Source organism: Kitasatospora sp. NPDC002522 (assembly GCF_053595195.1).
The window spans coordinates 119,868-141,076 of sequence record NZ_JBSFXE010000004.1; the positions used below are offsets into that span (position 1 = coordinate 119,868).

Sequence of the window (21,209 nt, forward strand, 5' to 3'; positions counted from 1 at the left end):
CCCCGACGGCCCGCACGCCGTCCCGGGGCCCTCCCGCGGCCCTGACGGCGCGTCAGGACAGGTGGCCGGTCTGGTTCCAGGACTGCGGGCGCAGCCGCCCGTCGCGGGCCCGCCAGACGCTGGTCGAGCAGTTGGCGACCGGGTCGAGGGCCAGCAGCTGCTCCTCGCCGAGCCGGTCCAGCACGTGGCGCATCATCAGCACCGTGCAGTCGTGCGCCACCACCAGCACCGGCCGACCGGCCTCCTCCTCGGCCAGGTCGCGCAGCAGCGAGCGCACCCGCAGCGCCACGTCCAGCCAGGACTCGCCGCCCGGCGGGCGGTAGTACAGCTCGCCCATCCGGCGGCGGCGCTCGGCCTCCGCGGGGTGGTCACGCTCGATCGCGGCCTTGGTGAGCATCTCCAGCACCCCGAGTTCGCGGTCGCGCAGCCGCTCGTCGTAGCGCACCGGCAGGCCGACCGGGACGGCGCCCATGCCGGAGGCCTGGGCGAGCGCGATTCTGGCGGTCTCGGCGGTGCGCAGGTACGGCGAGCACCACAGCGAGCGGGGGCGGTCGGCGGGCGGCAGGTCGGCCCACCAGCGGCCCAGGTCGTGGGCCTGGGCCTGGCCGCGCAGCGACAGCGGGATGTCGGCGTCCCGGGAGGTGATCGGGACGGACAGCGCGCCGGTGGCGTCGGCGTGCCGGAACTCCACGTTGGCCGTCGACTCGCCGTGCCGGGTGGCGATCAGCACCGAGGGCAGCCGCGGCCGGCCGTCCGGCTGGCTGCGATGCCCGTTGCGTACCGTGGTGAGGTCGGTCATGCGTGGCTCCCCGTGGTCGGTGCGGTGGTCGTAGGTTGTCTCTCCCGGTCTCTCCGTTGGACGGCTCGTCATAACAGATGATCGCGCCGTCACCCCAGTCTCGGCTGAGGCAACGGCGCGATCACGGGGCGCACGGGCGCGGCTATGCGCGCCCCCGGCGCGTCAGTGCGCCACCACGGGCTGCGGGGCACGCTCCACGGACTCGTCGCCCGCCTCGGCGGAGTAGTCGGCCGGGGAGGTCTCGTCGGCGCCCTCCGGGGCCTTCAGGGCCCGCAGGAGGAGCGTCAGGACCACCGCCACCGCCAGGTTCAGCACGAACGCGGTCAGGCCGATGTAGCCGATCTTCCCGATCACCGGGATCTGCGAGCTGTTGCCGCCGAAGTGCTTGGTGGCCTTGGAGGAGATCCCGTACGCCACCCAGGTTCCGTAGACCATGCCGACCGCCCAGCCCGCCAGCAGCGCCCAGCGGTGGAACCACCGGGTGAACAGGCCCGCCACCAGCGACACCGCGGTCTGCAGGATCCACAGGCCGCCCAGCAACTGCAGGTTGATCGCCGCCTGCTTGTCCATCACCAGCACGAAGGCCAGCGCGCCGACCTTCACCAGCAGCGAGGCGATCTTCGCCACCCGGGTCTCGTCCGCCGCGGTGGCGTCCGGCTTCAGGAAGTCCTTGTAGACGTTGCGGGTGAACAGGTTCGCCGCCGCGATCGACATGATCGCGGCCGGCACCAGCGCGCCGATCCCGATCGCCGCGAACGCCACGCCGGTGAACCAGCTCGGGAACATGTCCGCGAACAGCTGCGGCACCGCCAGCTGCGCGTTGTAGCCCTTGACGCCCTTGCCCACGCCCGCCGCGATCGCCATGAAGCCCAGCAGCGCCAGCAGGCCCAGCATCAGCGAGTACGCCGGCATGATCGCCATGTTCCGGCGCACCGTGTTGCGGGACTTCGACGCCAGCACGCCGGTCACCGAGTGCGGGTACATGAACAGCGCCAGCGCCGAGCCGAACGCCAGCGTCGCGTACGTCCACTGCCCGGCCGGTCCGACCACCAGCGACCCGATCGGCTTGCCGGTGTCCGGGTTGACCGTCGAGAACTTCTGCGCCGCGGTGTCGAAGATGTGCCCGTAGCCGCCCAGCTTCATCGGCAGGTAGATCACCGCCACGATGATCACCACGTAGATCAGGGTGTCCTTGACGAAGGCGATCAGCGCCGGCGCCCGCAGCCCCGAGGAGTACGTGTACGCGGCCAGCACGCCGAACGCCAGGAACAGCGGCAGGTCCTTCATGAACCAGTTGCCGCTGCCGCCGACGCCCAGCGTGTCCAGCACCGCCTGGATGCCGACCAGCTGCAGCGCCACGTACGGCATGGTGGCCAGGATGCCGGTCAGCGCCACCGCCAACGACAGCCCGCGCGAGCCGTACCGGCCGCGCACGAAGTCCGCCGGGGTCACGTAGCCGTGCACCCGGGAGACCGACCACAGCCGCGGCAGGAACAGGAACACCAGCGGGTACGCGATGATCGTGTACGGCACCGCGAAGAAGCCCGCCGCGCCGGTGGCGTAGATCGCGGCCGGCACCGCGATGAACGTGTACGCGGTGTACAGGTCGCCGCCGAGCAGGAACCAGGTGATCCAGGTGCCGAAGCTGCGCCCGCCCAGGCCCCACTCGTGCAGGTGCTGCGCGTCGTCCGCGCGGCGCCAGCGGGAGGCCAGGAAGCCCATCACGGTGACCACCGCGAAGAACAGCAGGAAGACCGTCAGCGCGGTCCAGTCGACGTGCTTCACGACAGTTCACCGCCCTCGGACTGGGCGGGCAGCGCGAACGCCGTGGAGGCGGCCCGGCGGGCCGCCTCGTCCCGGCGGATCAGCAGGTAGGCGGCGCCGGTGAACACCGCCGACACCGGCACCCACAGCAGCTGGTACCAGTAGAAGAACGGGATCCCGCCGAGCTCGGGCGCGGTCTTGGTGTACGACGGCACCCACAGCATCGCGACGATCGGCACCAGCAGGCTCAACCCCGCCAGCACCCTGGCGGGGGACACCGCGGGCAGGGCGCCCGCGGCTGGCAGTTCAGACGACATGGAGCGGCTCCGGGATGACGAGGAGTCACCTCACTGGCGCCGCAGCGCACATCGCTGTACGCCCGCCGAGCAGCACCCTCGGTGATCGAAAGGTCCACGTGAGGGTAGGGCAAGCACGTGACGCGTGTCACTACCCTGTCAACACGTGGACGTCCGACTACTCCGGTCGCCGCAGGCGCGTGATGCTATTCGGGTCGCTGGAGCCTGGTGATGCTGTGTCCACCGGGCCGGCCGACGACTTATTCGGGTCGCTGCAGCCTGGTGATGCTGTGTCCACCGGGCCGGCCGACGACTTATTCGGGTCGCTGCAGCCTGGTGATGAACTTGTACCGGTCGCCGCGGTAGATCGAGCGCACCCACTCCACCGGCGCGCCGTCCGCGTCGAAGGAGTGCCGGGACAGCTGCAGCATCGGCAGGCCCAGGTCGGAGCCGAGCAGGCCGGCCTCGCGCGGGTTGGCCAGGGTGGTCTCGATGGTCTCCTCGGCCTCCGCCACCACCACGCCGTAGACCTCGCGCAGCGCGGTGTACAGCGAGTTGTGCTTGGCCAGGTTGCGCCGCAGCGCGGGGAAGCGCTTCGCGGACAGGTGCGCCACCTCGATCGCCATCGGGTCGCCGTTGGCCAGGCGCAGCCGCTCGATCCGTAGCACCCGGCCGCCGGGCTTGATGTCCAGCAGCGGGGCGAGCCGGTCGTCGGCGCTGATGTACGCGACCTCCACCAGCCGGGAGGTCGGCTCCAGGCCCTGGGCGCGCATGTCCTCGGTGTACGAGGTCAGCTGCAGCGCCTGCGCGACCTTCGGCTTGGCCACGAAGGTGCCCTTGCCCTGGATCCGCTCCAGCCGGCCCTCGACGACCAGCTCCTGCAGCGCCTGCCGGACGGTGGTGCGCGAGGTGTCGAACTGGGCCGCCAGCGCCCGCTCCGGCGGCACCGGGGTGCCGGCCGGCTGGGTCTCGGTCAGCTGCAGCAGGTGCCGCTTCAGCCCGTAGTACTTCGGCACCCGGGCGGTGGCGGTCGCGGGGCCCGACTGCGCCGGCACCGTGGAGCCCTCGGCGAGCGCCGCCGTATCCCTGTCGCCACTCATGGCCGCTCTCACTCCTCGCTGCGGTGGCCCCTTAACAGGCCCCTAAATCCTATGTAACAGCACATGGTTGCACGCGCGGGCGAGCGAGCGTGAGCTCCCTCGGGCAAATCCGCGAACGCAGCGGGCCCGCAGCGGGGGGTGAACCGTCCGCTCCGGGCCCGCGGAGGTCGTTCAGACCGCCTTGGCCGCGCCGACCGACAGGCCGGCCAGCGCCTCCGCCGCGGCGATCGAGCAGACCCGCGATCCGCCGTAGGTGGCGAGCGTGGTGACGCCGCGGGCGGCGAACAGCTCGGCCACGCCGTGCGCGGTGCCGAGCTCGACGACCACCGCGTCCGGCCGGGCCTCGACCAGCGCGAGGGCGGCCCGGCGCATCCAGCCGTGCCGGTGGACGTCGCGGACGACCAGCACCAGCGGGCGGCCGATCGCGGCGCCGAGCAGCGGGTCGGTGTCGATCACGGCGTCCTCGGCGGCGACCGCGACGTGCAGCAGGCCGGAGCCCTCGGTCACGGTGGCGGGCGGGGAGACCCGGGTCGAGGTGGTGCCGGGGACCAGCTCGGCCAGCGGCGAGGCCACGCCCCACGGGGTCTCGTCGCCGGCCGCGATGTTCGCGCCGGCGGAGAACTCGACCACGTGCGGGACGCCGCCGAGCGGGCGCAGCTCGCCGGTGACCCGCAGCGCCCGGCGGGCGGCGGTCAGGCCGACGCCGACCTCGCCGGTCTGGCCGATCAGCGACTGCCGCACCCCGGCGGACCAGCGGGCCACCGTCCGGTTGCGCTCGGCGGCCTCGTGCAGCCGGTCGGCGGAGAGCCGGCCCTCGCGGACCGCCCAGACCAGGGCGTCGCGCAGGTAGACGAAGGCGGCCTCGTCGTGCAGGCCGCCGCCGACGCAGATGGTGTCGGCGCCGGCCGCGACGGCCCGCACCGAGCCGGCCGCCACGCCGTGGGTGCCGGAGATGGCGCCCATCTCGATGCCGTCGGTGACGATCAGCCCGTCGAAGCCGAGCTCCTCGCGCAGCAGGCCGGTGAGGATCCGCTGCGACATGGTGGCCGGCAGCTGGGCGTCGTAGGCGCCGAACAGGATGTGCGCGGTCATGATGCTCTTCACGCCGGCCGTGATGGCGGCGCGGAACGGCAGCAGGTGCTCGGCGAACTGGTCGGGCGCCAGGTCGATCCTGGGCAGGCCCAGGTGCGAGTCGCCGGCGGTGTCGCCGTGGCCGGGGAAGTGCTTGGCGCAGGCCGCGACGCCCGCGGACTGCAGGCCGCGGACGTACGCCGCGGTGTGGCGGGCGGCCAGGTCGCCGTCGCCGCCGAAGGACCGGACGCCGATGACCGGGTTGTCCGGGTTGGAGTTGACGTCCGCGTCGGGGGCGTAGTTGAGGTTCACGCCGACGCTGGAGAGGTCGAAGCCGATGGAGCGGGCCACCCGCTCGGTGAGGTCGGTGTCGTCGACCTCACCGAGCGCCAGGTTGCCCGGGTAGGAGGAGCCGCTGGTCACCTCGAGGCGGGTGACGTCGCCGCCCTCCTCGTCGGTGGCGATCAGCAGGTCTCCGTTGAGCGCGTACAGCTCGGAGGTGAGCTCGGCGACCTGCTGCGGGGTGCGGATGTTGCGGCCGAACAGGGCGACCCCGCCGAGCTCGCCGTCGCCCAGTCTGCGACGCAGCCACTCGGGTGCGGTCAGACCGGCGAAGCCGGGCTGCAGGACCGTTCCGGCGTCGCGCAGGAGTTCGGCGCTTTCCGTACCGGGCATCGCCATGGTTCCTTCCCTGGGGGTGGGGTGTGCTGAAGTGCGGTGGGGGTGGGGAAAGGGCTCAGCCCTTGACCGCACCGGCGGTGAGACCCGCCGACACCTTCTTCTGGAAGAACACGAACAGGATGATCACGGGCAGCGAGACCAGCAGACCGCCGGCCATCTGCGCGCCGTAGTCGGCGCCGCGGGTGGGGGTGGTGGCGTAGAAGGTCAGCCAGCCCATCGAGGTGCGCTGGCCGCCGGTGGAGAGCAGCGTGTTGGCGACGATGAACTCGTTCCAGGCCTGGATCCAGCTGTACACGCCGGTGGTGATCAGGCCGGGCAGGGTCAGCGGCAGCACGACGCGGAAGAACGCGCCCCACTGGGTGCAGCCGTCCACCATCGCGGCCTCGTCCAGCTCGGCCGGGATGTTGACGATGAACGAGCGCAGCGTCCAGATCACGTACGGGACGGTGAAGACCAGGTAGGCCAGGATCACGCCGAGCACGGTGCCGGTCAGGTTGGCGCCGTTCATCACCACGAACAGCGGGACGATGATCGCCAGCAGCGGCACCATCTGGACCACCAGCATGGTGATGATGAAGAAGTTCCGGCCGCGGAAGTTGAACCGGGCGACCGCGACGGCGGCGAGGAAGCCGACGACCAGGCCGAGCACCACCGAGCCGAGGGTGATCAGCACGGTGTTCTGCAGCGAGGGCAGGAACTCGGTGTCGTTGAAGATGGTCTGGTAGCTGTCGAACGAGAACGCGCTCGGCCAGAACGTGGGGTCCTGGGCGATCAGGTCCTTGTTGGTCTTGAAGGTGGTGATGACCATCCAGTAGATCGGGAAGCCCATCACCACGGCGATCGCCAGGCCGATGGAATTCCACACCCAGGTCATCACCCGGTTCTCGCCGGTCTTGCGGACCTTGCCGGTCTTCGGCTTGGCGCGCTCGGGGCCGGGCGTCGGGACGGGCTTGGCCGCCATGGTGTCCGCGCTCATCGTTCGTTGGCTCCGATCTTGAGCATCTGGCGGATGTAGAAGACGAGCACCGCCAGCATCATGACGATCATCACGAGCGAGATCACCGAGCTGTCGCTGTACTTCGAGGCGACGATGCCCTTCTGGTACAGGTAGGTGCCGATGGTCCAGTACTCGGGCTCGGGGGAGGTGTTGCGCAGCGAGAAGATCTGCGCGAAGACCTGGAAGTCCCAGATGAAGCTCAGTGCGGCGCTGATCATCAGGAAGGGCCGGACCACCGGGATGGTGACGTGCCGGAAGGCCTGCAGGGCGGTGGCGCCGTCCAGCTTGGCGGCCTCCATCAGCTCCTTCGGCACCTGGGTGAGGGCGGCGTTCAGGCCGAGCACCAGGAACGGCAGCGCGCCCCAGATGATCACCGCGGCGCCGACCACGTACAGGCCGACCGTCGGGTCGGCGAACCAGTCGTAGTGCTTCCAGCTGTCGTCGCCGGTGATCAGCGACAGCACGTAGTCGACCACGCCGCCGTTGGAGGAGAACAGCCAGCGGAACACCTGGCCGGTGACCAGCGCGGGGATCGCCCAGACGAACATCAGCACCGTGATGACGGTGACCTTGACCCAGTTGGAGACCCGGTTCAGCAGCAGGGCGATCAGCATGCCCAGCACCATCGAGAGGATCACCAGCTCGGCGGTGAAGTAGATCGAGCGGAGGATCACCTCCCAGAACTGGCCGTCCTTGAAGATCTTGGTGTACCCGTCGAAGCCGATGTACTTCGACAGCGAGGGGTTGGCCAGGTACGCGTACCGGTTGACGTTCTTGAACGACAGGTCGAACAGGCTGTACACCGGGTACGCCAGAACGCCCACCAGCGCGATGATGGCGGGCAGCAGCAGGGCGTAGGGGATGTACTGGCCGGCCGCGAAGAACCCGCGCCGCTGCGGCTTCTCCGCCGGGGCAGGCCCGGAAGACTCGGACCGGATCACGGTCTCGTCGGTGGTCACACTCATCAGGGTCCTTCCCGGGCCCGCGGTTCTGGTCGGTCCTGGCGCACGGGTGGGCAGTCCGCGCACAGTGCGGACTGCCCACCCCTTTCTCAGCGCTCAGTGCTGGCAGTCGCCCGGGAGCCGTGCGGGCCCCCGAGCCGACTGCGCGTCAGCGGTCTCAGCCGTTCAGGTCCTTGACGAGGGTGTCCTGGGCCTTCTTGAGCTCGGCGGCCGGGTCGCCACCGGCGGCGATCGCACCGAAGGCGTTCTTCAGCGCGGTCTCGTCGGCGCCGGACCACAGCGGCGAGTTCGGGATGAACCAGGTGGCACCCTCGGCCGCGTCACCGGTCGCCTTGTTCGCCGGAGCGGCGGCCTTGTAGGCGGCGACGAGGTTCTTGGCGTTCGGGATCGCGAACTTCGCGAGCTCGGTCTGCTGCTTGGTGTTGGTGTAGATCTGCAGGAAGGTCGCGCCCAGGCCCGCGTTGGCGGCCTTGGACGGGACGGCCAGGTCGGAGCCGCCGAGGAACGCCGGGGTGGTGGAGCCGGCCGCCGCGCCCGGGAGGGCGATGGTGGCGAGCTTGTCCTTCAGCGCCGGGTCGCCGGTCTTCGGGTCGGCGACCGAGCCGACCTCCCAGCCGTTGCCGATGATGGCGGCGATGTTGCCCTTCGCCATCAGGGCGTCCTGGGTGGCCTCATCGGTGGTGGTGCCGCCGACCGAGAAGTTCTTCTGCAGGTCGTTCCAGGTCTTGATGCCGTCGATGAACTTCGGGTCGGTCAGGTTGCCGGACCACTTGTCGCCGTCCTTCTTGGCGATGACGCCCTTGACACCGAACGAGCCGGCGCCGAAGGAGACCGCGGAGTACCAGTTCTGGCCCGGCATGTACAGGGCGGAGAAGTTCGGCACCGAGGCGTTGGCGGCCTTGACCTTGGTCAGGGCGGCCTTCAGCTCGTCCAGGGTGGTCGGCGCGGTGGTGACGCCGGCCGCGTCGAACAGGTCCTTGCGGTAGATCAGGACGCGGGCACCGGCGTAGTACGGGACGGCGTAGGTCTTGGAGCCGTCGGCCGACTGGCCGGAGGCGGCCAGCGAGTCCAGCCACTTGTCCGAGTTGTCGAACTGGCTCTTGACCGAGGTCAGGTCGACGAAGGAGCCCGCCTCGATGTACTTCGCGGCCTGGGTGTTGCCGAGCTCCAGCGCGTCGGGGGCGTTGCCGGAGAGCAGCGCGGTGTCGAGCTTGGTGGTGTAGTTGGTCCAGGTCTGCCACTGGATGTCGACGTCGGCGCCGGTCTGCGCCTTGAACTCCGCCTTCGCGGCGTCGACCACGGTCGGCCAGCCCTTCTGGGCGTCGTCCATCAGCCAGACGGTGATCTTCTTGCCCTTGCCGTCCTTGCTCAGCGTGGCCTGCTTCGAGTCGCCCGAGGAACCGGACGAGGAGCACGCCGAGGCGACGAGCACGGTGGCGATAGCGGCCACGGCTGCGATCTTGCGGTTCAAACCATCCTCCAGAGGGATGAGCAAGGTAGGGCACCGGGCTGCCGGGCTGTGCGCCCTGGAGCTTCGTCGTGCCTGTGGGGGGAACGTCACCGGATGACACGGGTGCGAACTGCCGGTGCCGGCTGCCGAATCCGTGTGGTGGAGTAGACCATTGGTTTAGACCAACGCCTGGAGATTGGCATGGACCAATGACGAGCGTCAAGAGTCCAAAGAGCGTCTGCACAACCCGTTATCAACGCTTGACTCGGCCGTGTTGGACTGGACCAACCCGGGGGCGGATCCGGATATGGCGGGGCGAATCGCCCACGGCCGGGGTGGGGGGCATGACCACTCAAGGTGACCTGAAGGCAACCTTAAGTAAGCCCTAAGGCGCATACCCGTGCCGGTATTGACGTGGCCCGGCTGAAACGCGCAACGGATCGACAACGAGCGGGACTTGTAATCATCACGTGCGTTGACGCTCTTAATGGTCTAGGCCAGGCTTCGGGGAATCTGGTCTGTACCACAGCGCAGACCTCGCTCGATTCCGGAGGAATGCGTGAAGCGTCAGGTTCTGGCTGCGCTCAGCACAATCGCACTGGCGGCCACCGCCGCGGGGTGCGGGTCCGGCGGCCCGTCGTCCTCGGAGGCCGGCGCGGCCGACCCGAAGAACATGACCGGCTCCGTGACCGTGTGGCTGATGAACGAGGCCCAGACGAACTGGCCCGAGCTGGTCCAGCAGGTCAACGACCAGTTCGCGGCGAAGTACCCGAAGGTGCAGCTGAAACTCGCGTACCAGACCTGGTCCGACAAGATCAGCAATCTCGATGCGGCGATCAAGGCCAACCAGGCACCGGACGTGGTCGAACTCGGAAACACCGAGACCATGAAGTACATCCTGAACGGCTCGCTGGCGCCGGTGGACCGCACCTCGTTCGACAACTCGGACGCCTGGATCAAGGGTCTGGTCAACACCTGCTCCTACCAGGACAAGCTGTACTGCGTCCCCTACTACGCGGGCGCCCGGGTCGGCATCTACAACTCGCAGCTCTTCCAGGACGCCACCGGCTCCGCGGACTTCCCGCAGACCGAGGACGACCTGATGACCGCGCTCGACAAGGTGCAGGCCAAGAACAAGAACGCGGGCGGCTTCTCCTCGCTGTACCTGCCCGGCCCGTACTGGTACGCCGCGATGTCCTACGTCGCCGCCTACGACGGCGCGATCGCCAAGTTCGACTCCAGCGGCCGCTGGCACGGCACCCTGCACGAGCCCAAGTCGCAGCAGGGCGTCCAGCACTTCGTCGACCTGGTGAAGAAGTACAACAAGAGCGGCGACCTCAAGGTCAACGAGCTCAACCAGGCCCAGGTGCTCGGCCGCGAGAAGGCCGCCGTGATCTACGGCAACGGCTGGGAGGCGGCCACCGCCACCGCGCCGATCACCGGTCAGCCCAAGCTGAAGGACGTCCTCAAGGTCACCGGCATGCCCGGCCCGAACGGCAAGCCGCTGCCCTCCTTCATCGGCGGCTCCGACCTCGCGGTCACCTCCAAGTCGCCGAACGCCGCGCTGGCCGCCGACTGGATCCGGATGTTCACCAGCACCAAGTCCCAGCAGGTGCTGGTCGACAAGGACACCCTGCCGAACAACCTGACCCAGCTCACCCCGCTGAAGAGCAAGCCGGCCACCGCCGCGGCCGCCAACGCCGTCCCGGACGCCTGGTTCACCCCGCTCGCCCCCGGCTGGGGCGCGATCGAGAAGCAGAACATCCTGGTCAACATGCTCAACGACATCTTCAAGGGCAAGAGCGTCGACGACGCGACCAAGGACGCCGACGCGCAGATCGACCAGCTCATCAACAACCCGTCCTGACCCGGCACGGGTAGGATCGGCGCAGCAACAAGCTCAGCAGCGAGAGTGCGGACTCGCCGCCGTTCAGAGGTCCCCGTCGGGCAGCCGCCCGGCGGGGTCGAACCACTCTCCACGGAGGCCCACCCCGATGTCCGACCAGCAGACTGTTTCCGTTCCCGGCAGGATCATGTCGGCGGAGATGGCCGAGCAGCCGGCCGTCCTGCAGCGCATCCTCGACGAGGGCGCCCCGAAGATCCGGGAGATCGCGGCCCAGATCGCCGCCCGCAACCCGCGCTTCGTGCTGCTGACCGCCCGCGGCACGTCCGACAACGCCGCGCTGTACGCCAAGTACCTGATCGAGGTGCTGCTCGGCAAGCCGTCCGGCCTCACCTCGATGTCCACCACCACCGCGTACGGGGCCAAGCCCGACCTCACCGACTGCCTGGTCATCACGGTCAGCCAGTCCGGCGGCTCGCCCGACCTGGTCGCCTCGACCAAGGCCGCCCGCGAGGCCGGCGCGATCACCCTGGCGGTCACCAACAACGCCGGCTCCCCGCTCGCCGAGGTCTCCGAGTTCCACATCGACGTGCTGGCCGGCCCGGAGAAGGCGCTGCCCGCCACCAAGACCTACACCGCCGAACTGCTCGCCCTCTACCTCTTCGTCGAGGGCCTGCGCGGCGGCGACGGCGCGGCCGCGAAGCACCTGCCGGAGCTGGCGGCCGGCATCCTGGCCCGGCAGGCCGAGGTCAAGGCGCTCGCCGAGCGCTACCGCTTCGCCCAGCGCCTGGTCATCACCTCGCGCGGCTACGGCTACCCGACCGCCCGCGAGGCGGCGCTGAAGCTGATGGAGACCACCTACATCCCGGCCTCCCCGTTCTCCGGCGCCGACCTGCTGCACGGCCCGCTGGCCATGGTCGACAACGTCTCGCCGGTCATCGCGATCGTCCCCGACGGCAAGGGCGGCGAGGCCCTCCAGCCGGTCCTGGACCGCCTGCGCGGCCGGGGCGCCGACCTCGTGGTGATCGGCCAGCAGGAGCAGGTCGACGCCGCCTCGGCCGGCTTCGCCCTCCCGGCCGGCGTCCCCGAGGAGGTCCAGCCGATCCTGGAGATCCTCCCGCTGCAGCTCCTCGCCTACGAGGTCACCATCGCCCGCGGCCAGGACCCGGACGCCCCGCGCGCCCTCGCCAAGGTCACCGAGACCCACTGACACCGGGACCCGCTGACACCGGGCACACGAAAGCCGCTCCCCGCAGATCGCGGGGAGCGGCTTTCGTCGTGTGCGGCCAACGCGTCGAGCGCGGCCGGTGCGGGCGGAACGGGCCCGGAAAACACTACGGGCCACGGCGCCGACACGGGACCCTCAACCCATGCGGCACCGCAGCCCGGAGCTGGATGTCGGAGGCGGGGACCGATCGAGAGTTGTGCGGGACCCTCGATCGACGCCTCCGACCGAGGAGGGACCTCGCGCGGTCAGGGCAGTTGCGCGGGGGGTCTCTCCTTGGTGCATCTTCATTGTGGACTAGACCAATCTGGGTTGTCCAGGGGGTCGCCACAATTGGTCTGGACAACGTGACGGGTGGGGCGCGGCGTTACGCTCAGCACGTGCCCTCGCTGAACGAACTCGTCCGCCGCCACACCACCCTCACCGGTGCCGACGTGGAGTGGCTGCATCTGCTGGTCTCGGAGTGGCAGCTGCTCTCCGACCTGTCCTTCGCCGACCTGGTGCTGTGGATCCCCACCTGGGACGGCATCCGCTACGTCTCGGTGGCCCAGATGCGGCCCAACACCGGCCCCACCTCCTACCAGGACGACATGGTCGGCCACCTGGTGCCGCGCGGCCGCCGGCCGCTGCTGGACGCCGCCTACGACGAGGGGCGGATCGTCCGGGAGGGCGACCCGGAGTGGCGGGAGGAGGTGCCGGTGCGGGTGGAGTCCATCCCGGTGCGACGGGAGGGCAAGGTGCTCGGCGTGATCGCCCGCAACACCAACCTGCTGACCGTGCGCACTCCCAGCCGGCTAGAGCTCACCTACCTGCAGAGCGCCTCCGACCTGGCGCAGATGATCGCGGCCGGCACCTTCCCCTACCCGGGCGCCGAGCAGACCGACATGGACGCCGCGCCGAGGGTCGGCGACGGGCTGATCCGGCTGGACCTGGAGGGCGTGGTCACCTATGCCAGCCCGAACGCGCTGTCGGCCTACCACCGGCTCGGCCTGACCACCGACCTGGTGGGCAGTCACCTCGGGAGGACCACCGCCGAGTTGGTGCCGCCGAGCCGCAGCAAGGTGCACGAGGCGCTGGTGAAGATGGCCAGCGGCTGGGCGCCCCGGCAGACCGAGGTGGAGGCGCAGGGCGGCGTGGTGACCCTGCGGACCATCCCGCTCAAGCCCAAGGGCACCCCCACCGGCTCCCTGGTGCTCTGCCGCGACGTCACCGAACTGCGCCGACGCGACCGCGAGTTGATGACCAAGGACGCCACCATCCGGGAGATCCACCACCGGGTGAAGAACAACCTGCAGACGGTCGCGGCGCTGCTGCGGCTGCAGTCCCGCCGGATGGACTCCGAGGCCGGCCGGGCCGCGCTGGACGAGGCGGTGCGCCGGGTCGGCTCGATCGCCATCGTGCACGAGACGCTGTCGCAGGCCCTGGACGAGCAGGTGACCTTCGACGAGATCGCCGACCGGGTACTGGCGATGGTGATGGAGCTCTCCCAGGACGGGCGGGTCGCGACCCGGCGCAGCGGTTCCTTCGGCATCCTCTCCGCCGAGGTGGCCACCCCGCTGGCGATGATCCTCACCGAGCTCACCCAGAACGCCCTGGAGCACGCGTTCGGCCCGAGCGCCTCCGGCAACCTGGAGGTGAGCGCCCTGCGCGGCCGGGCCCCGGTCGGCGGCAAGGGCTGGTCGGACAGCTGGAACAACGGGGTGCGCCCGGAGGAGTACCTGCTGATCACCGTTCAGGACGACGGCCGCGGCATGCCGGAGGGCTTCGACCCGCAGCAGGCGGGCAACCTCGGGCTGCAGATCGTCCGCACCCTGGCCACCGGCGAACTCGGCGGCACCTTCGACATGGTGGCCGCGCCGGACGGCGGGACCAAGGTGGTGCTGGAGATCCCGGTCCGCTGACGGGTGCTCACCCGCGCCGGGCGGAAAGAGAAACGAGGCCCTGCCGACCGGGGGGGGGTGGGTCGGCAGGGCCTCTCGACCCGGTCCGGCCGTCGGGGGGAGTCGGCCGGAACGGGGGCTCTGGTGTGGCGCGACGCCCGCCTCGTGTGTTGCACACGGTGAGCGCCTCAGCTCCACGATATTGCTCTAAGTGAACAGTATCAAGTGCCTGGGCGGCTCGCGTCGTCGGCCCCGCGGATGGGCGGGCCCGCTCGGAAGGCTCGGCCGGCCGTTGCGGCCGAACCCTTGATCGTTGGTTGATCCGTACTGCTGATGATGCGTCAGGCGGTGCGGGCGCGGTTGCGGGCGGCGCGGCGCTTCATCGCGCGACGCTCGTCCTCGCTCATGCCGCCCCAGACGCCGGCGTCCTGGCCGGTCTCGAGCGCCCACTGCAGGCACTGCTCCATGACGGGACACCGGCGGCACACGGCCTTGGCTTCCTCGATCTGCAGCAGGGCCGGACCGGTGTTCCCGATCGGGAAGAACAGCTCCGGGTCCTCTTCGCGGCAGACAGCGCGGTGGCGCCAGTCCATGGTCGTCCAACTCCTCCGGTCGACGGGCTGTGGCCCGTGCGACTCACTCGATGGCTTGTGAATGTGAACGCTTTCACGAATCCCGCAACAGCAAAAGGGACCTAAGGCCCATCGGGCCCGGGCGGTCTGTGCTGAGAGGGGTTCGGCGATTCGAGGGACTCTCCCGCGTTGTCCCGCTGCGGTGTGTCCCGATCGCCATGTAGAGGTTCGCAAACCTCGGACGTGGATACAACCCCCTTCGGCAAGAAATTTTTGATTCTTCGGTGTCGCCTACCTCACAGGCAGTACTTCTATGGGGTGAAGGGGCTCGCGCGTTCGAGAAGAAGGGCGGGACCCCCTTCTGGTCACACAATCACACGCAGTGCCCGGCGTACGCCTGTGAAACTGACGCGACTCCTGTCTCCAAGGTGGTCCCCGTCGACCTGAAACGGGGCCGGTTCCTGGGAAACCAAGGTGAAGTGCCGAACGTCGTGATAGGACACGAGGTGCTTCCCGGAGGGCCCGGCGGGGCCTGCGGAGGCTTCCTCGGCGGGCAGCGGACGCAGGATCTGACGGATCGTCCGGGCGGTGCGGAACGCGGTCATTCGAGTGATGCCGAAGATGTCGAGATCGGTTTCGAAGGACGCGGAGGGCGAGGGGAAGACCGGCCGCGAGCCGAGGAAGGTCCACGGCGAGGTGTTGGAAACTATCGCCATCACCAGGCCCGGTTCGGGCTCCTGGCCGTTGATCTCCAGGGAGATCGGGCCCGAGCGGCGATGATCACGCTCGGTGACGTAGTGCCGGAGCGCCTCGACGACATAGAGCGCGTGCGTGGATTTGCGCCCCGCTCTGCGCTGGCGCTCCACCCGGCCGACCACGCCGGCGTCGAAGCCGAGTCCCGCGGTGAAGGTGAACCAGCGGTCCGGCAGCCCGTCGGTCAGCGCCTTGCCCAGGCCGATCGCGCGCTCCCGGCGCGCGTCCAGCGCGTCCAGCAGCGCACCGGTCGCCTCCACCGGGTCGTTCGGCAGCCCCAGCGCGCGGGCGAAGACGTTGGTCGAGCCGCCCGGCACCACCGCCAGCCGCGGCACCCGCTCGCCCGGGCCGTGCGCCAGCAGCCCGTTCACCACCTCGTTGACGGTGCCGTCGCCGCCCAGGGCCACCACCAGGTCCACGGTGCCGTCCTCGGCCGCCTGCCGGGCCAGGTCGCGGGCGTGGCCGCGGTACTTGGTCTGTGCGACGTCCAGCTTCAGGTCGCTGCGCAGGGCATGGATCAGGACGTCCCGGGTCCGGCCACTGGTGGTGGTCGCCTTCGGGTTCACGACCAGGAGAGCGCGCATGACGATCAGCCTACGACCCGGCCGACATAAGGAGGCCGTTACCCTGGCCCGGTGACCGCTGAATCCGCTCCCGCCCCCGCCGCCGCCCGGCCCGTCCCGCTGCTCGTCGGAGCGGCCGTGACCGCGCTGGAGGGCGCCGCCCTGGCGGGCTGGGGCCTCTACGACCTGGTCGCCGGGTTCACCGGCTCCGACGCCGCGTTCGGCCGTACCGAGACCGGCGGCCTGGTGCTGCTGCTGATGGGCCTGCTGCCGCTGCTGGCCGGCCGGGCGCTGCTGCGCGGCCGGAAGTGGGGCCGCAGCCCGGCGGTGCTCACCAACTCGATCTGCCTGCCGGTGGCGTACTACATGTGGCAGTCGGGCGGCGCGATGGCGGTGGCCGCCGTCGCGGTCGGCCTGCTCGGGCTGGCCGGCATCGTGGCCCTGCTCAACCCGCGGGTGACCGCGGTGCTCTACGGCGAGCAGTAGCGGTCAGGAGCGCCCCCGGACGACGGCGCGCGACGACAACGCGTAGGGCCCGCACCCGAGTTCGGGGCGGGCCCTACGGCGTGAAAGGGGCCGGTCTACTCCTCGACCAGGAGCTTCTCGCGCAGCTGGGCGAGGGTGCGGGCGAGCAGCCGGGAGACGTGCATCTGCGAGATGCCGACCTCCGCGGCGATCTGCGACTGGGTCATGTTGCGGAAGAACCGCAGCACCAGGATCTTCTGCTCGCGGGGCGGGAGTTGGGCGAGCAGCGGCTTCAGCGACTCGCGGTACTCGACGCCCTCCAGGGCCTCGTCGGTGGCGCCCAGGGTGTCCGCCACGGCCGGCGACTCGTCGTCGCTGTCCGGGACGTCCAGGGAGAGCGTGGAGTACGCGTTGGCGGACTCCAGGCCCTCCAGCACGTCCTCCTCGGAGATGCCCAGGTGCTCGGCCAGCTCGTGCACCGTGGGGGAGCGCCCGTGCCGCTGGGACAGCTCGCTGGTCGCGGTGGTCAGCGACAGCCGCAGCTCCTGCAGGCGGCGCGGCACGCGCACCGCCCAGCCCTTGTCGCGGAAGTGCCGCTTGATCTCGCCGACGATGGTGGGCGTGGCGTAGGTGGAGAACTCCACGCCGCGCTCGTGGTCGAAGCGGTCCACCGACTTGATCAGGCCGATGGTGGCGACCTGGGTGAGGTCGTCCAGCGGCTCGCCGCGGTTGCGGAACCGGCGGGCCAGGTGCTCGACCAGCGGGATGTGCATCCGGACCAGCTGGTTGCGGATCTCGACCCGCTCGGGGGACCCCTCCGGCAGCTCGGACAGCCGCACGAACAGCGCCCGCGCCGCCTCCCGGTCCGGGGCACCACTGCGGTGCCCCTGGGCCGGGACGGTGGAGCGGACGGCCTCGGCGGCGGCCTCCAGGTCCGCCTCCGCGGGCTCGGCCGCGGGCGCCGGCTCGGGCCGCTCGGGCTTCGGGTCGGTCGGCTGGCTCATCCGGTGGGAGTCCTTCGGGAGGGCTTCGTCAGGGGTGGCGGCGTGGGCGGCGCCGGCCTGCGGCGGTACGACGGCTGTGCGGTCCAGATCACTCACGGCGATCACCCGTTCCGTTCCGAGAACACGTCGAACACGTCACTACGGCTGGCCCGGCGACCCGCCGCGCTTCTTGTGCAGACTGATGGAGACCGTGTTGTCCGCCGCGACCGAGGAGTCCACCTCGCCGGCCAGCGCGGAGAGCACCGTCCACGCGAAGGTGTCGCGCTCGGGGGCGCGGCCGTCGGTGGTCGGGGCCGACACGGTCACCCGCAGCGAGTCGCCGACCAGTCGGAACTCGCAGCTCAGGATCGAGCCGGGAACGGCCTGTTGGAGCAGGATCGCGCAGGCCTCGTCCACCGCGATGCGCAGGTCCTCGATCTCGTCCAGCGTGAAGTCCAACCGTGCCGCGAGCCCGGCCGTGGCCGTCCGCAGCACCGACAGGTAGGCGCCCTCCGCGGGCAGCCGCACCTCCACGAAGTCCTTCACTCCGGGCTCGCCGTCGATCTGGGACACCCTCACCTCCTGGGTGACGCTTGCTGCTTGCGGCCGGGGCGGCCATGGCACTACCACTGGCTCGGTTCAACTGCCTTGTGCCCCGAGACGTTACCGCGCCCGGGCGGTTCCTGTCGTGATCTCGGACGACCGTCACGGGAACGAGCGACGCGTGGCGCTCAGCGGGGCTGCGCGCCGAGCTCGGCGAGCGGGCCGTCGGTGAGCCGGAAGACGGTCCAGCCGTCCATCGGCACCGCGCCGAGCGACTTGTAGAAACCGATCGAGGGTTCGTTCCAGTCCAGCACCGACCACTCCATCCGCTGGTAGCCGCGCTCCACGCAGATCCGGGCCAGTTCGGTCAGCAGGGCCTTGCCGTGGCCGCCGCCGCGCCTGCTCGGGCGGACGTACAGGTCCTCCAGGTAGACGCCGTGGGTGCCGCGCCAGGTGGAGAAGTTGCGGAACCACAGCGCGAAGCCGACCGGCTCGCCCGCGTCGTCCTCGGCGATCAGGCCGAAGACCGCCGGGTGCTCGCCGAACAGCGCGTCGTGCAGCTGCTCGTCGGTGGCGCGGGCCTCGTCCACCGCCTTCTCGTACTCGGCGAGCTCGCGGATCATGGCGCGGATGACGGGGACGTCGGCGGGGGTCGCGGTGCGGATCATACGGTCGAGCGTACTCACCGGAGGGGGGCGGACGGAAAGGGCTTTCTGCCCTGGATTCCGGCCGGGAACCGCCCCCGCCGGCCCCGGAACGCCGGAACCCGGCCGCCCGGCCCCGGTGTCGGGGCGGTGGCGGCCGGGTTCCGGTCCGTGCGGAGTGCCCGGATCAGGCGGCCTTCTTGGTCTCCCAGAAGATGGCGTCGATCTCGGCGATCAGGTCGAGCAGGGCCTGGCCGGTCGCCGGGTCGGTGGACGCCTTGGCGGCCGAGGCGGCCTTGCCGGCCCGGTTGAACAGGTCGTGCAGGCCCGGGTAGGCCTCGAAGTGCGGGGCCTTGAAGTAGTCGGTGTGCAGCACCGAGAGGTGGTGCTTGACCAGCTCGGCGCGCTCCTCCTTGATGACGATGGCGCGCGCGCGGAACTCGCCGTCCTCGTTGGCCTGGTACTTCTCCTGAGTGGCCTTCACCGACTCGGCCTCGATCCGGGCCTGGGCCGGGTCGTACACGCCGCAGGGCAGGTCGCAGTGCGCGTGGGCGGTGACCCGCGGAGCAAACAGACGAGAGAACATGGTGGTCCTTCCTTAGATCGTCTTCCCGCGCCCGACATTACCCTCACGCCACGCCGGAACGCTTCTCGCCCCGGGGGCCTAGGGCAAAAGAAGGAGACCGAATCGTGCGATTCCAGACACCGCTCGGCCTCGCCGACGTCAGCGGCCCCTCGATGCGCCGTCTGCTCTCCGACGGGGACCGGGTGTTGGTGCGCTACGGGGCCCGGCTGCGGCCCGGCGCCATCGCCCTGTTCCGGCACCCGCTGCAGCAGGACCTGCTGGTGGTCAAACGCGCCGCGGGCCGCCGGCCGGGCGGCTGGTGGATGCTCTCCGACAACCCGCTGGTGCACTCCGACAGCCGCGAATACGGCGCGGTGCCGGACGAGTTGGTGCTCGGCCGGGTGCTGCTGCGGCTCGCGCCGCGCCCGGCCTGGCTGGCGCCGGGGCGCCGGCTGGAACGCGCGCTGGCCGGTCGGCCGGCGCGCTGGACCGAGCGACTGGGCGTCAGCGCGCCCGTCGACCTCGAGCTCTGACGCCGGGTCAGCCCTGGGCGGCCAGCGCGCGCTGCGCCTCCAGGCGCTTGCGGGCCCGGTAGGCGGCCACGTTGGCGCGGGTGGCGCAGCGGTCGGAGCAGTAGCGGCGGGAGCGGTTGGTGGAGGTGTCCAGGTAGGCGTTGCGGCAGGGCGCGGCCTGGCAGATGCCGAGCCGGTCGACGCCGAGCTCGGTGAGGTGGATGGCCAGGCCCATGCAGGCGACCGCGGCGAAGTTGGCGGCGGCGGTGGGGGCGTTGTCGGCCAGGTGCAGGTGCCAGTTGGGGCGGCCGGTGTCGTCCAGGTCGTCGTGGCCGGAGACCAGCGGGCTGACCGGGTACTCCACCATCAGGCTGTTGAGCAGGTCCACCGCCCGGACGTCCTCGCCGTCGGCGGCGGCCTCGAACACCCCGCGCAGCCGGGTGCGGACCGCGCGCAGCCGGGGCAGGTCGGACTCGTCGGCCAGCGCGGCGGCCTGCGAGGGGGCGCCGAACAGGGCGCGGACGGCGTCCGCCGAGGTGAGCCGGTCGGTGCCGCGGTCCGGCTCCTCGCTGTTGACCAGCCGGACGGCGAAGTCGGCGTACGAGGCGAGCTCCACGGGGGTCCTTCCGAGCATGTAACGGGCTGAATGACTCCAGGGTATTACAGTCGGGCCCGGACATGCCGGTGCCCGCCGTACGCGGGGGCGTGCGGCGGGCACCGGGGGAGCGCTCGTGGTCGGAGCGCCGGGGCGCTCGGGTCAGAGCACCTTGGAGAGGAAGGCGCGGGTGCGCTCGTGCTGCGGGTTGGTGAGCACCTCGCGCGGGTGGCCGGACTCGACCACCACGCCGCCGTCCATGAAGACCAGCGCGTCGCCGACCTCGCGGGCGAAGCCCATCTCGTGGGTGACCACGATCATCGTCATGCCCTCCTCGGCGAGGCCGCGCATGACGTCGAGGACCTCGCCGACCAGCTCCGGGTCGAGCGCCGAGGTGGGCTCGTCGAAGAGCATCAGCTTGGGCTTCATGGCCAGCGCGCGGGCGATCGCCACGCGCTGCTGCTGGCCGCCGGAGAGCTGGGACGGGTAGCTCTTCGCCTTGTCGGCGAGCCCCACCCGCTCCAGCAGCGCCATGGCGCGCTCCTTGGCCTCGCCCCGGCTCTCCCGCTTCACCTGGACCGGCGCCTCGATGACGTTCTCCAGCGCCGTCATGTGCGGGAACAGGTTGAAGCGCTGGAAGACCATGCCGATGTCCCGGCGCTTGAGGGCGACCTCGCGGTCCCGCAGCTCGTAGAGCCGGTCGCCCTTCTGCCGGTAGCCGACCAGTTCGCCGTCGACGTAGAGCCGGCCGGCGTTGATCTTCTCCAGGTGGTTGATGCAGCGCAGGAAGGTGGACTTGCCGGAGCCGGACGGACCGACCAGGCAGAACACCTCGGACTGCTTGACCTCCAGGTCGATGCCCTTGAGCACCTCGACCAGGCCGTAGGACTTGTGCACGCCCTCGGCCCGGACCATCGGCTGGTCGGAGGCCTGCGGCTTGGACAGC

At 70.6% G+C, this 21,209-nt stretch carries 21 protein-coding genes; 5 read left to right on the top strand and 16 right to left on the bottom strand.

Translation table 11 applies throughout. The features are described from left to right. Nucleotides 1-52: 52 nt before the first annotated feature. The 8 genes from ACWD4U_RS04700 to ACWD4U_RS04735 form a co-directional block, all read right to left on the bottom strand. On the bottom strand, nt 53-799 hold the full coding sequence (locus ACWD4U_RS04700) for a histidine phosphatase family protein (protein ID WP_363450057.1): 747 nt from the start codon (nt 797-799) through the stop codon (nt 53-55). A 162-nt stretch (nt 800-961) separates the two neighbouring features. Continuing rightward, complete coding sequence (mctP, locus tag ACWD4U_RS04705; RefSeq protein WP_363450055.1) at nt 962-2,584, bottom strand: monocarboxylate uptake permease MctP; 1,623 nt, start codon at nt 2,582-2,584, stop codon at nt 962-964. Then, nucleotides 2,581-2,880 (bottom strand): DUF3311 domain-containing protein, encoded by a 300-nt coding sequence (locus ACWD4U_RS04710; RefSeq protein ID WP_363450053.1) that lies wholly within the window; start codon nt 2,878-2,880, stop codon nt 2,581-2,583. The genes mctP and ACWD4U_RS04710 overlap by 4 nt, the downstream gene beginning before the upstream one ends. A 293-nt stretch (nt 2,881-3,173) precedes the next feature. Then, nucleotides 3,174-3,959: a GntR family transcriptional regulator gene (locus ACWD4U_RS04715; protein ID WP_363450051.1), complete on the bottom strand. Its 786-nt coding sequence runs from the start codon at nt 3,957-3,959 to the stop codon at nt 3,174-3,176. Between the two features lie 171 nt (nt 3,960-4,130). Then, nucleotides 4,131-5,711: a glycoside hydrolase family 3 protein gene (locus ACWD4U_RS04720; protein WP_449787106.1), complete on the bottom strand. Its 1,581-nt coding sequence runs from the start codon at nt 5,709-5,711 to the stop codon at nt 4,131-4,133. Between the two features lie 55 nt (nt 5,712-5,766). Next, nucleotides 5,767-6,687: a carbohydrate ABC transporter permease gene (locus ACWD4U_RS04725; RefSeq protein ID WP_363450047.1), complete on the bottom strand. Its 921-nt coding sequence runs from the start codon at nt 6,685-6,687 to the stop codon at nt 5,767-5,769. Further along, on the bottom strand, nt 6,684-7,673 hold the full coding sequence (locus ACWD4U_RS04730) for a carbohydrate ABC transporter permease (RefSeq protein ID WP_363450045.1): 990 nt from the start codon (nt 7,671-7,673) through the stop codon (nt 6,684-6,686). The genes ACWD4U_RS04725 and ACWD4U_RS04730 overlap by 4 nt, the downstream gene beginning before the upstream one ends. 154 nt (nt 7,674-7,827) lie before the next feature. Then, complete coding sequence (locus ACWD4U_RS04735) at nt 7,828-9,120, bottom strand: extracellular solute-binding protein (protein WP_363450043.1); 1,293 nt, start codon at nt 9,118-9,120, stop codon at nt 7,828-7,830. Nucleotides 9,121-9,679: 559 nt separating this feature from the next. On the opposite strand from ACWD4U_RS04735, the gene ACWD4U_RS04740 reads away from it, so the two are divergent. The 3 genes from ACWD4U_RS04740 to ACWD4U_RS04750 all read left to right on the top strand — a co-directional run bounded on the left by ACWD4U_RS04740 (nt 9,680) and on the right by ACWD4U_RS04750 (nt 14,089). Continuing rightward, nucleotides 9,680-10,987 (top strand): extracellular solute-binding protein, encoded by a 1,308-nt coding sequence (locus tag ACWD4U_RS04740; RefSeq protein ID WP_363450041.1) that lies wholly within the window; start codon nt 9,680-9,682, stop codon nt 10,985-10,987. A gap of 127 nt (nt 10,988-11,114) precedes the next feature. Further along, nucleotides 11,115-12,173, top strand: a complete 1,059-nt coding sequence (locus ACWD4U_RS04745; RefSeq protein WP_363450039.1) for an SIS domain-containing protein — start codon at nt 11,115-11,117, stop codon at nt 12,171-12,173. A 395-nt stretch (nt 12,174-12,568) separates the two neighbouring features. Beyond that, the gene (locus ACWD4U_RS04750) at nt 12,569-14,089 is read left to right on the top strand and encodes a sensor histidine kinase (protein WP_363450037.1); all 1,521 of its coding nucleotides are present in this window, start codon (nt 12,569-12,571) and stop codon (nt 14,087-14,089) included. Nucleotides 14,090-14,409: 320 nt separating this feature from the next. Here ACWD4U_RS04750 and ACWD4U_RS04755 read toward each other — a convergent pair whose 3' ends face one another. Together ACWD4U_RS04755 and ACWD4U_RS04760 are read right to left on the bottom strand one after the other, a co-directional pair. After that, the gene (locus ACWD4U_RS04755; RefSeq protein WP_014138019.1) at nt 14,410-14,661 is read right to left on the bottom strand and encodes a WhiB family transcriptional regulator; all 252 of its coding nucleotides are present in this window, start codon (nt 14,659-14,661) and stop codon (nt 14,410-14,412) included. A gap of 344 nt (nt 14,662-15,005) precedes the next feature. Further along, nucleotides 15,006-15,977: a diacylglycerol/lipid kinase family protein gene (locus ACWD4U_RS04760; protein WP_363450035.1), complete on the bottom strand. Its 972-nt coding sequence runs from the start codon at nt 15,975-15,977 to the stop codon at nt 15,006-15,008. 51 nt (nt 15,978-16,028) lie between these two features. Between ACWD4U_RS04760 and ACWD4U_RS04765 the strand changes: the two genes are divergently transcribed. Next, on the top strand, nt 16,029-16,442 hold the full coding sequence (locus ACWD4U_RS04765; RefSeq protein ID WP_363450033.1) for a hypothetical protein: 414 nt from the start codon (nt 16,029-16,031) through the stop codon (nt 16,440-16,442). Nucleotides 16,443-16,537: 95 nt separating this feature from the next. Here ACWD4U_RS04765 and ACWD4U_RS04770 read toward each other — a convergent pair whose 3' ends face one another. From ACWD4U_RS04770 to sodN, 4 genes are all read right to left on the bottom strand, one after another. Next, a complete protein-coding gene (locus ACWD4U_RS04770) occupies nt 16,538-17,521 on the bottom strand; it encodes an RNA polymerase sigma factor SigF (protein ID WP_363450031.1) in 984 nt (327 codons plus the stop codon). 42 nt (nt 17,522-17,563) lie between these two features. Beyond that, nucleotides 17,564-17,977, bottom strand: coding sequence for an ATP-binding protein (locus ACWD4U_RS04775; protein ID WP_363450029.1), 414 nt, complete (start codon nt 17,975-17,977; stop codon nt 17,564-17,566). 158 nt (nt 17,978-18,135) lie between these two features. Beyond that, complete coding sequence (locus ACWD4U_RS04780) at nt 18,136-18,615, bottom strand: GNAT family N-acetyltransferase (RefSeq protein WP_363450027.1); 480 nt, start codon at nt 18,613-18,615, stop codon at nt 18,136-18,138. 163 nt (nt 18,616-18,778) lie between these two features. Further along, nucleotides 18,779-19,177, bottom strand: coding sequence for a superoxide dismutase, Ni (gene sodN, locus ACWD4U_RS04785; RefSeq protein ID WP_363450026.1), 399 nt, complete (start codon nt 19,175-19,177; stop codon nt 18,779-18,781). Nucleotides 19,178-19,329: 152 nt separating this feature from the next. On the opposite strand from sodN, the gene sodX reads away from it, so the two are divergent. After that, nucleotides 19,330-19,689 carry a nickel-type superoxide dismutase maturation protease gene (gene sodX, locus ACWD4U_RS04790; protein ID WP_363450267.1) on the top strand — a complete coding sequence of 120 codons (360 nt, stop codon included), beginning with the start codon at nt 19,330-19,332 and terminating at the stop codon, nt 19,687-19,689. Nucleotides 19,690-19,696: 7 nt separating this feature from the next. Here sodX and ACWD4U_RS04795 read toward each other — a convergent pair whose 3' ends face one another. Together ACWD4U_RS04795 and ACWD4U_RS04800 are read right to left on the bottom strand one after the other, a co-directional pair. Further along, complete coding sequence (locus tag ACWD4U_RS04795; protein WP_363450024.1) at nt 19,697-20,284, bottom strand: CGNR zinc finger domain-containing protein; 588 nt, start codon at nt 20,282-20,284, stop codon at nt 19,697-19,699. 141 nt (nt 20,285-20,425) lie between these two features. After that, nucleotides 20,426-21,178, bottom strand: coding sequence for an amino acid ABC transporter ATP-binding protein (locus tag ACWD4U_RS04800; RefSeq protein ID WP_363450265.1), 753 nt, complete (start codon nt 21,176-21,178; stop codon nt 20,426-20,428). Nucleotides 21,179-21,209: the final 31 nt, after the last annotated feature.

Bases quoted from the DNA above. Each gene is read 5' to 3' on its own strand.
- ACWD4U_RS04700 (WP_363450057.1), bottom strand. From the start codon at position 799: ATGACCGACCTCACCACGGTACGCAACGGGCATCGCAGCCAGCCGGAC.
- ACWD4U_RS04710 (WP_363450053.1), bottom strand. From the start codon at position 2,880: ATGTCGTCTGAACTGCCAGCCGCGGGCGCCCTGCCCGCGGTGTCCCCC.
- ACWD4U_RS04715 (WP_363450051.1), bottom strand. From the start codon at position 3,959: ATGAGTGGCGACAGGGATACGGCGGCGCTCGCCGAGGGCTCCACGGTG.
- ACWD4U_RS04720 (WP_449787106.1), bottom strand. From the start codon at position 5,711: ATGGCGATGCCCGGTACGGAAAGCGCCGAACTCCTGCGCGACGCCGGA.
- ACWD4U_RS04725 (WP_363450047.1), bottom strand. From the start codon at position 6,687: ATGAGCGCGGACACCATGGCGGCCAAGCCCGTCCCGACGCCCGGCCCC.
- ACWD4U_RS04730 (WP_363450045.1), bottom strand. From the start codon at position 7,673: ATGAGTGTGACCACCGACGAGACCGTGATCCGGTCCGAGTCTTCCGGG.
- ACWD4U_RS04745 (WP_363450039.1), top strand. From the start codon at position 11,115: ATGTCCGACCAGCAGACTGTTTCCGTTCCCGGCAGGATCATGTCGGCG.
- ACWD4U_RS04755 (WP_014138019.1), bottom strand. From the start codon at position 14,661: ATGGACTGGCGCCACCGCGCTGTCTGCCGCGAAGAGGACCCGGAGCTG.
- ACWD4U_RS04760 (WP_363450035.1), bottom strand. From the start codon at position 15,977: ATGCGCGCTCTCCTGGTCGTGAACCCGAAGGCGACCACCACCAGTGGC.
- ACWD4U_RS04780 (WP_363450027.1), bottom strand. From the start codon at position 18,615: ATGATCCGCACCGCGACCCCCGCCGACGTCCCCGTCATCCGCGCCATG.
- sodN (WP_363450026.1), bottom strand. From the start codon at position 19,177: ATGTTCTCTCGTCTGTTTGCTCCGCGGGTCACCGCCCACGCGCACTGC.
- sodX (WP_363450267.1), top strand. From the start codon at position 19,330: ATGCGCCGTCTGCTCTCCGACGGGGACCGGGTGTTGGTGCGCTACGGG.
- ACWD4U_RS04800 (WP_363450265.1), bottom strand. From the start codon at position 21,178: ATGGTCCGGGCCGAGGGCGTGCACAAGTCCTACGGCCTGGTCGAGGTG.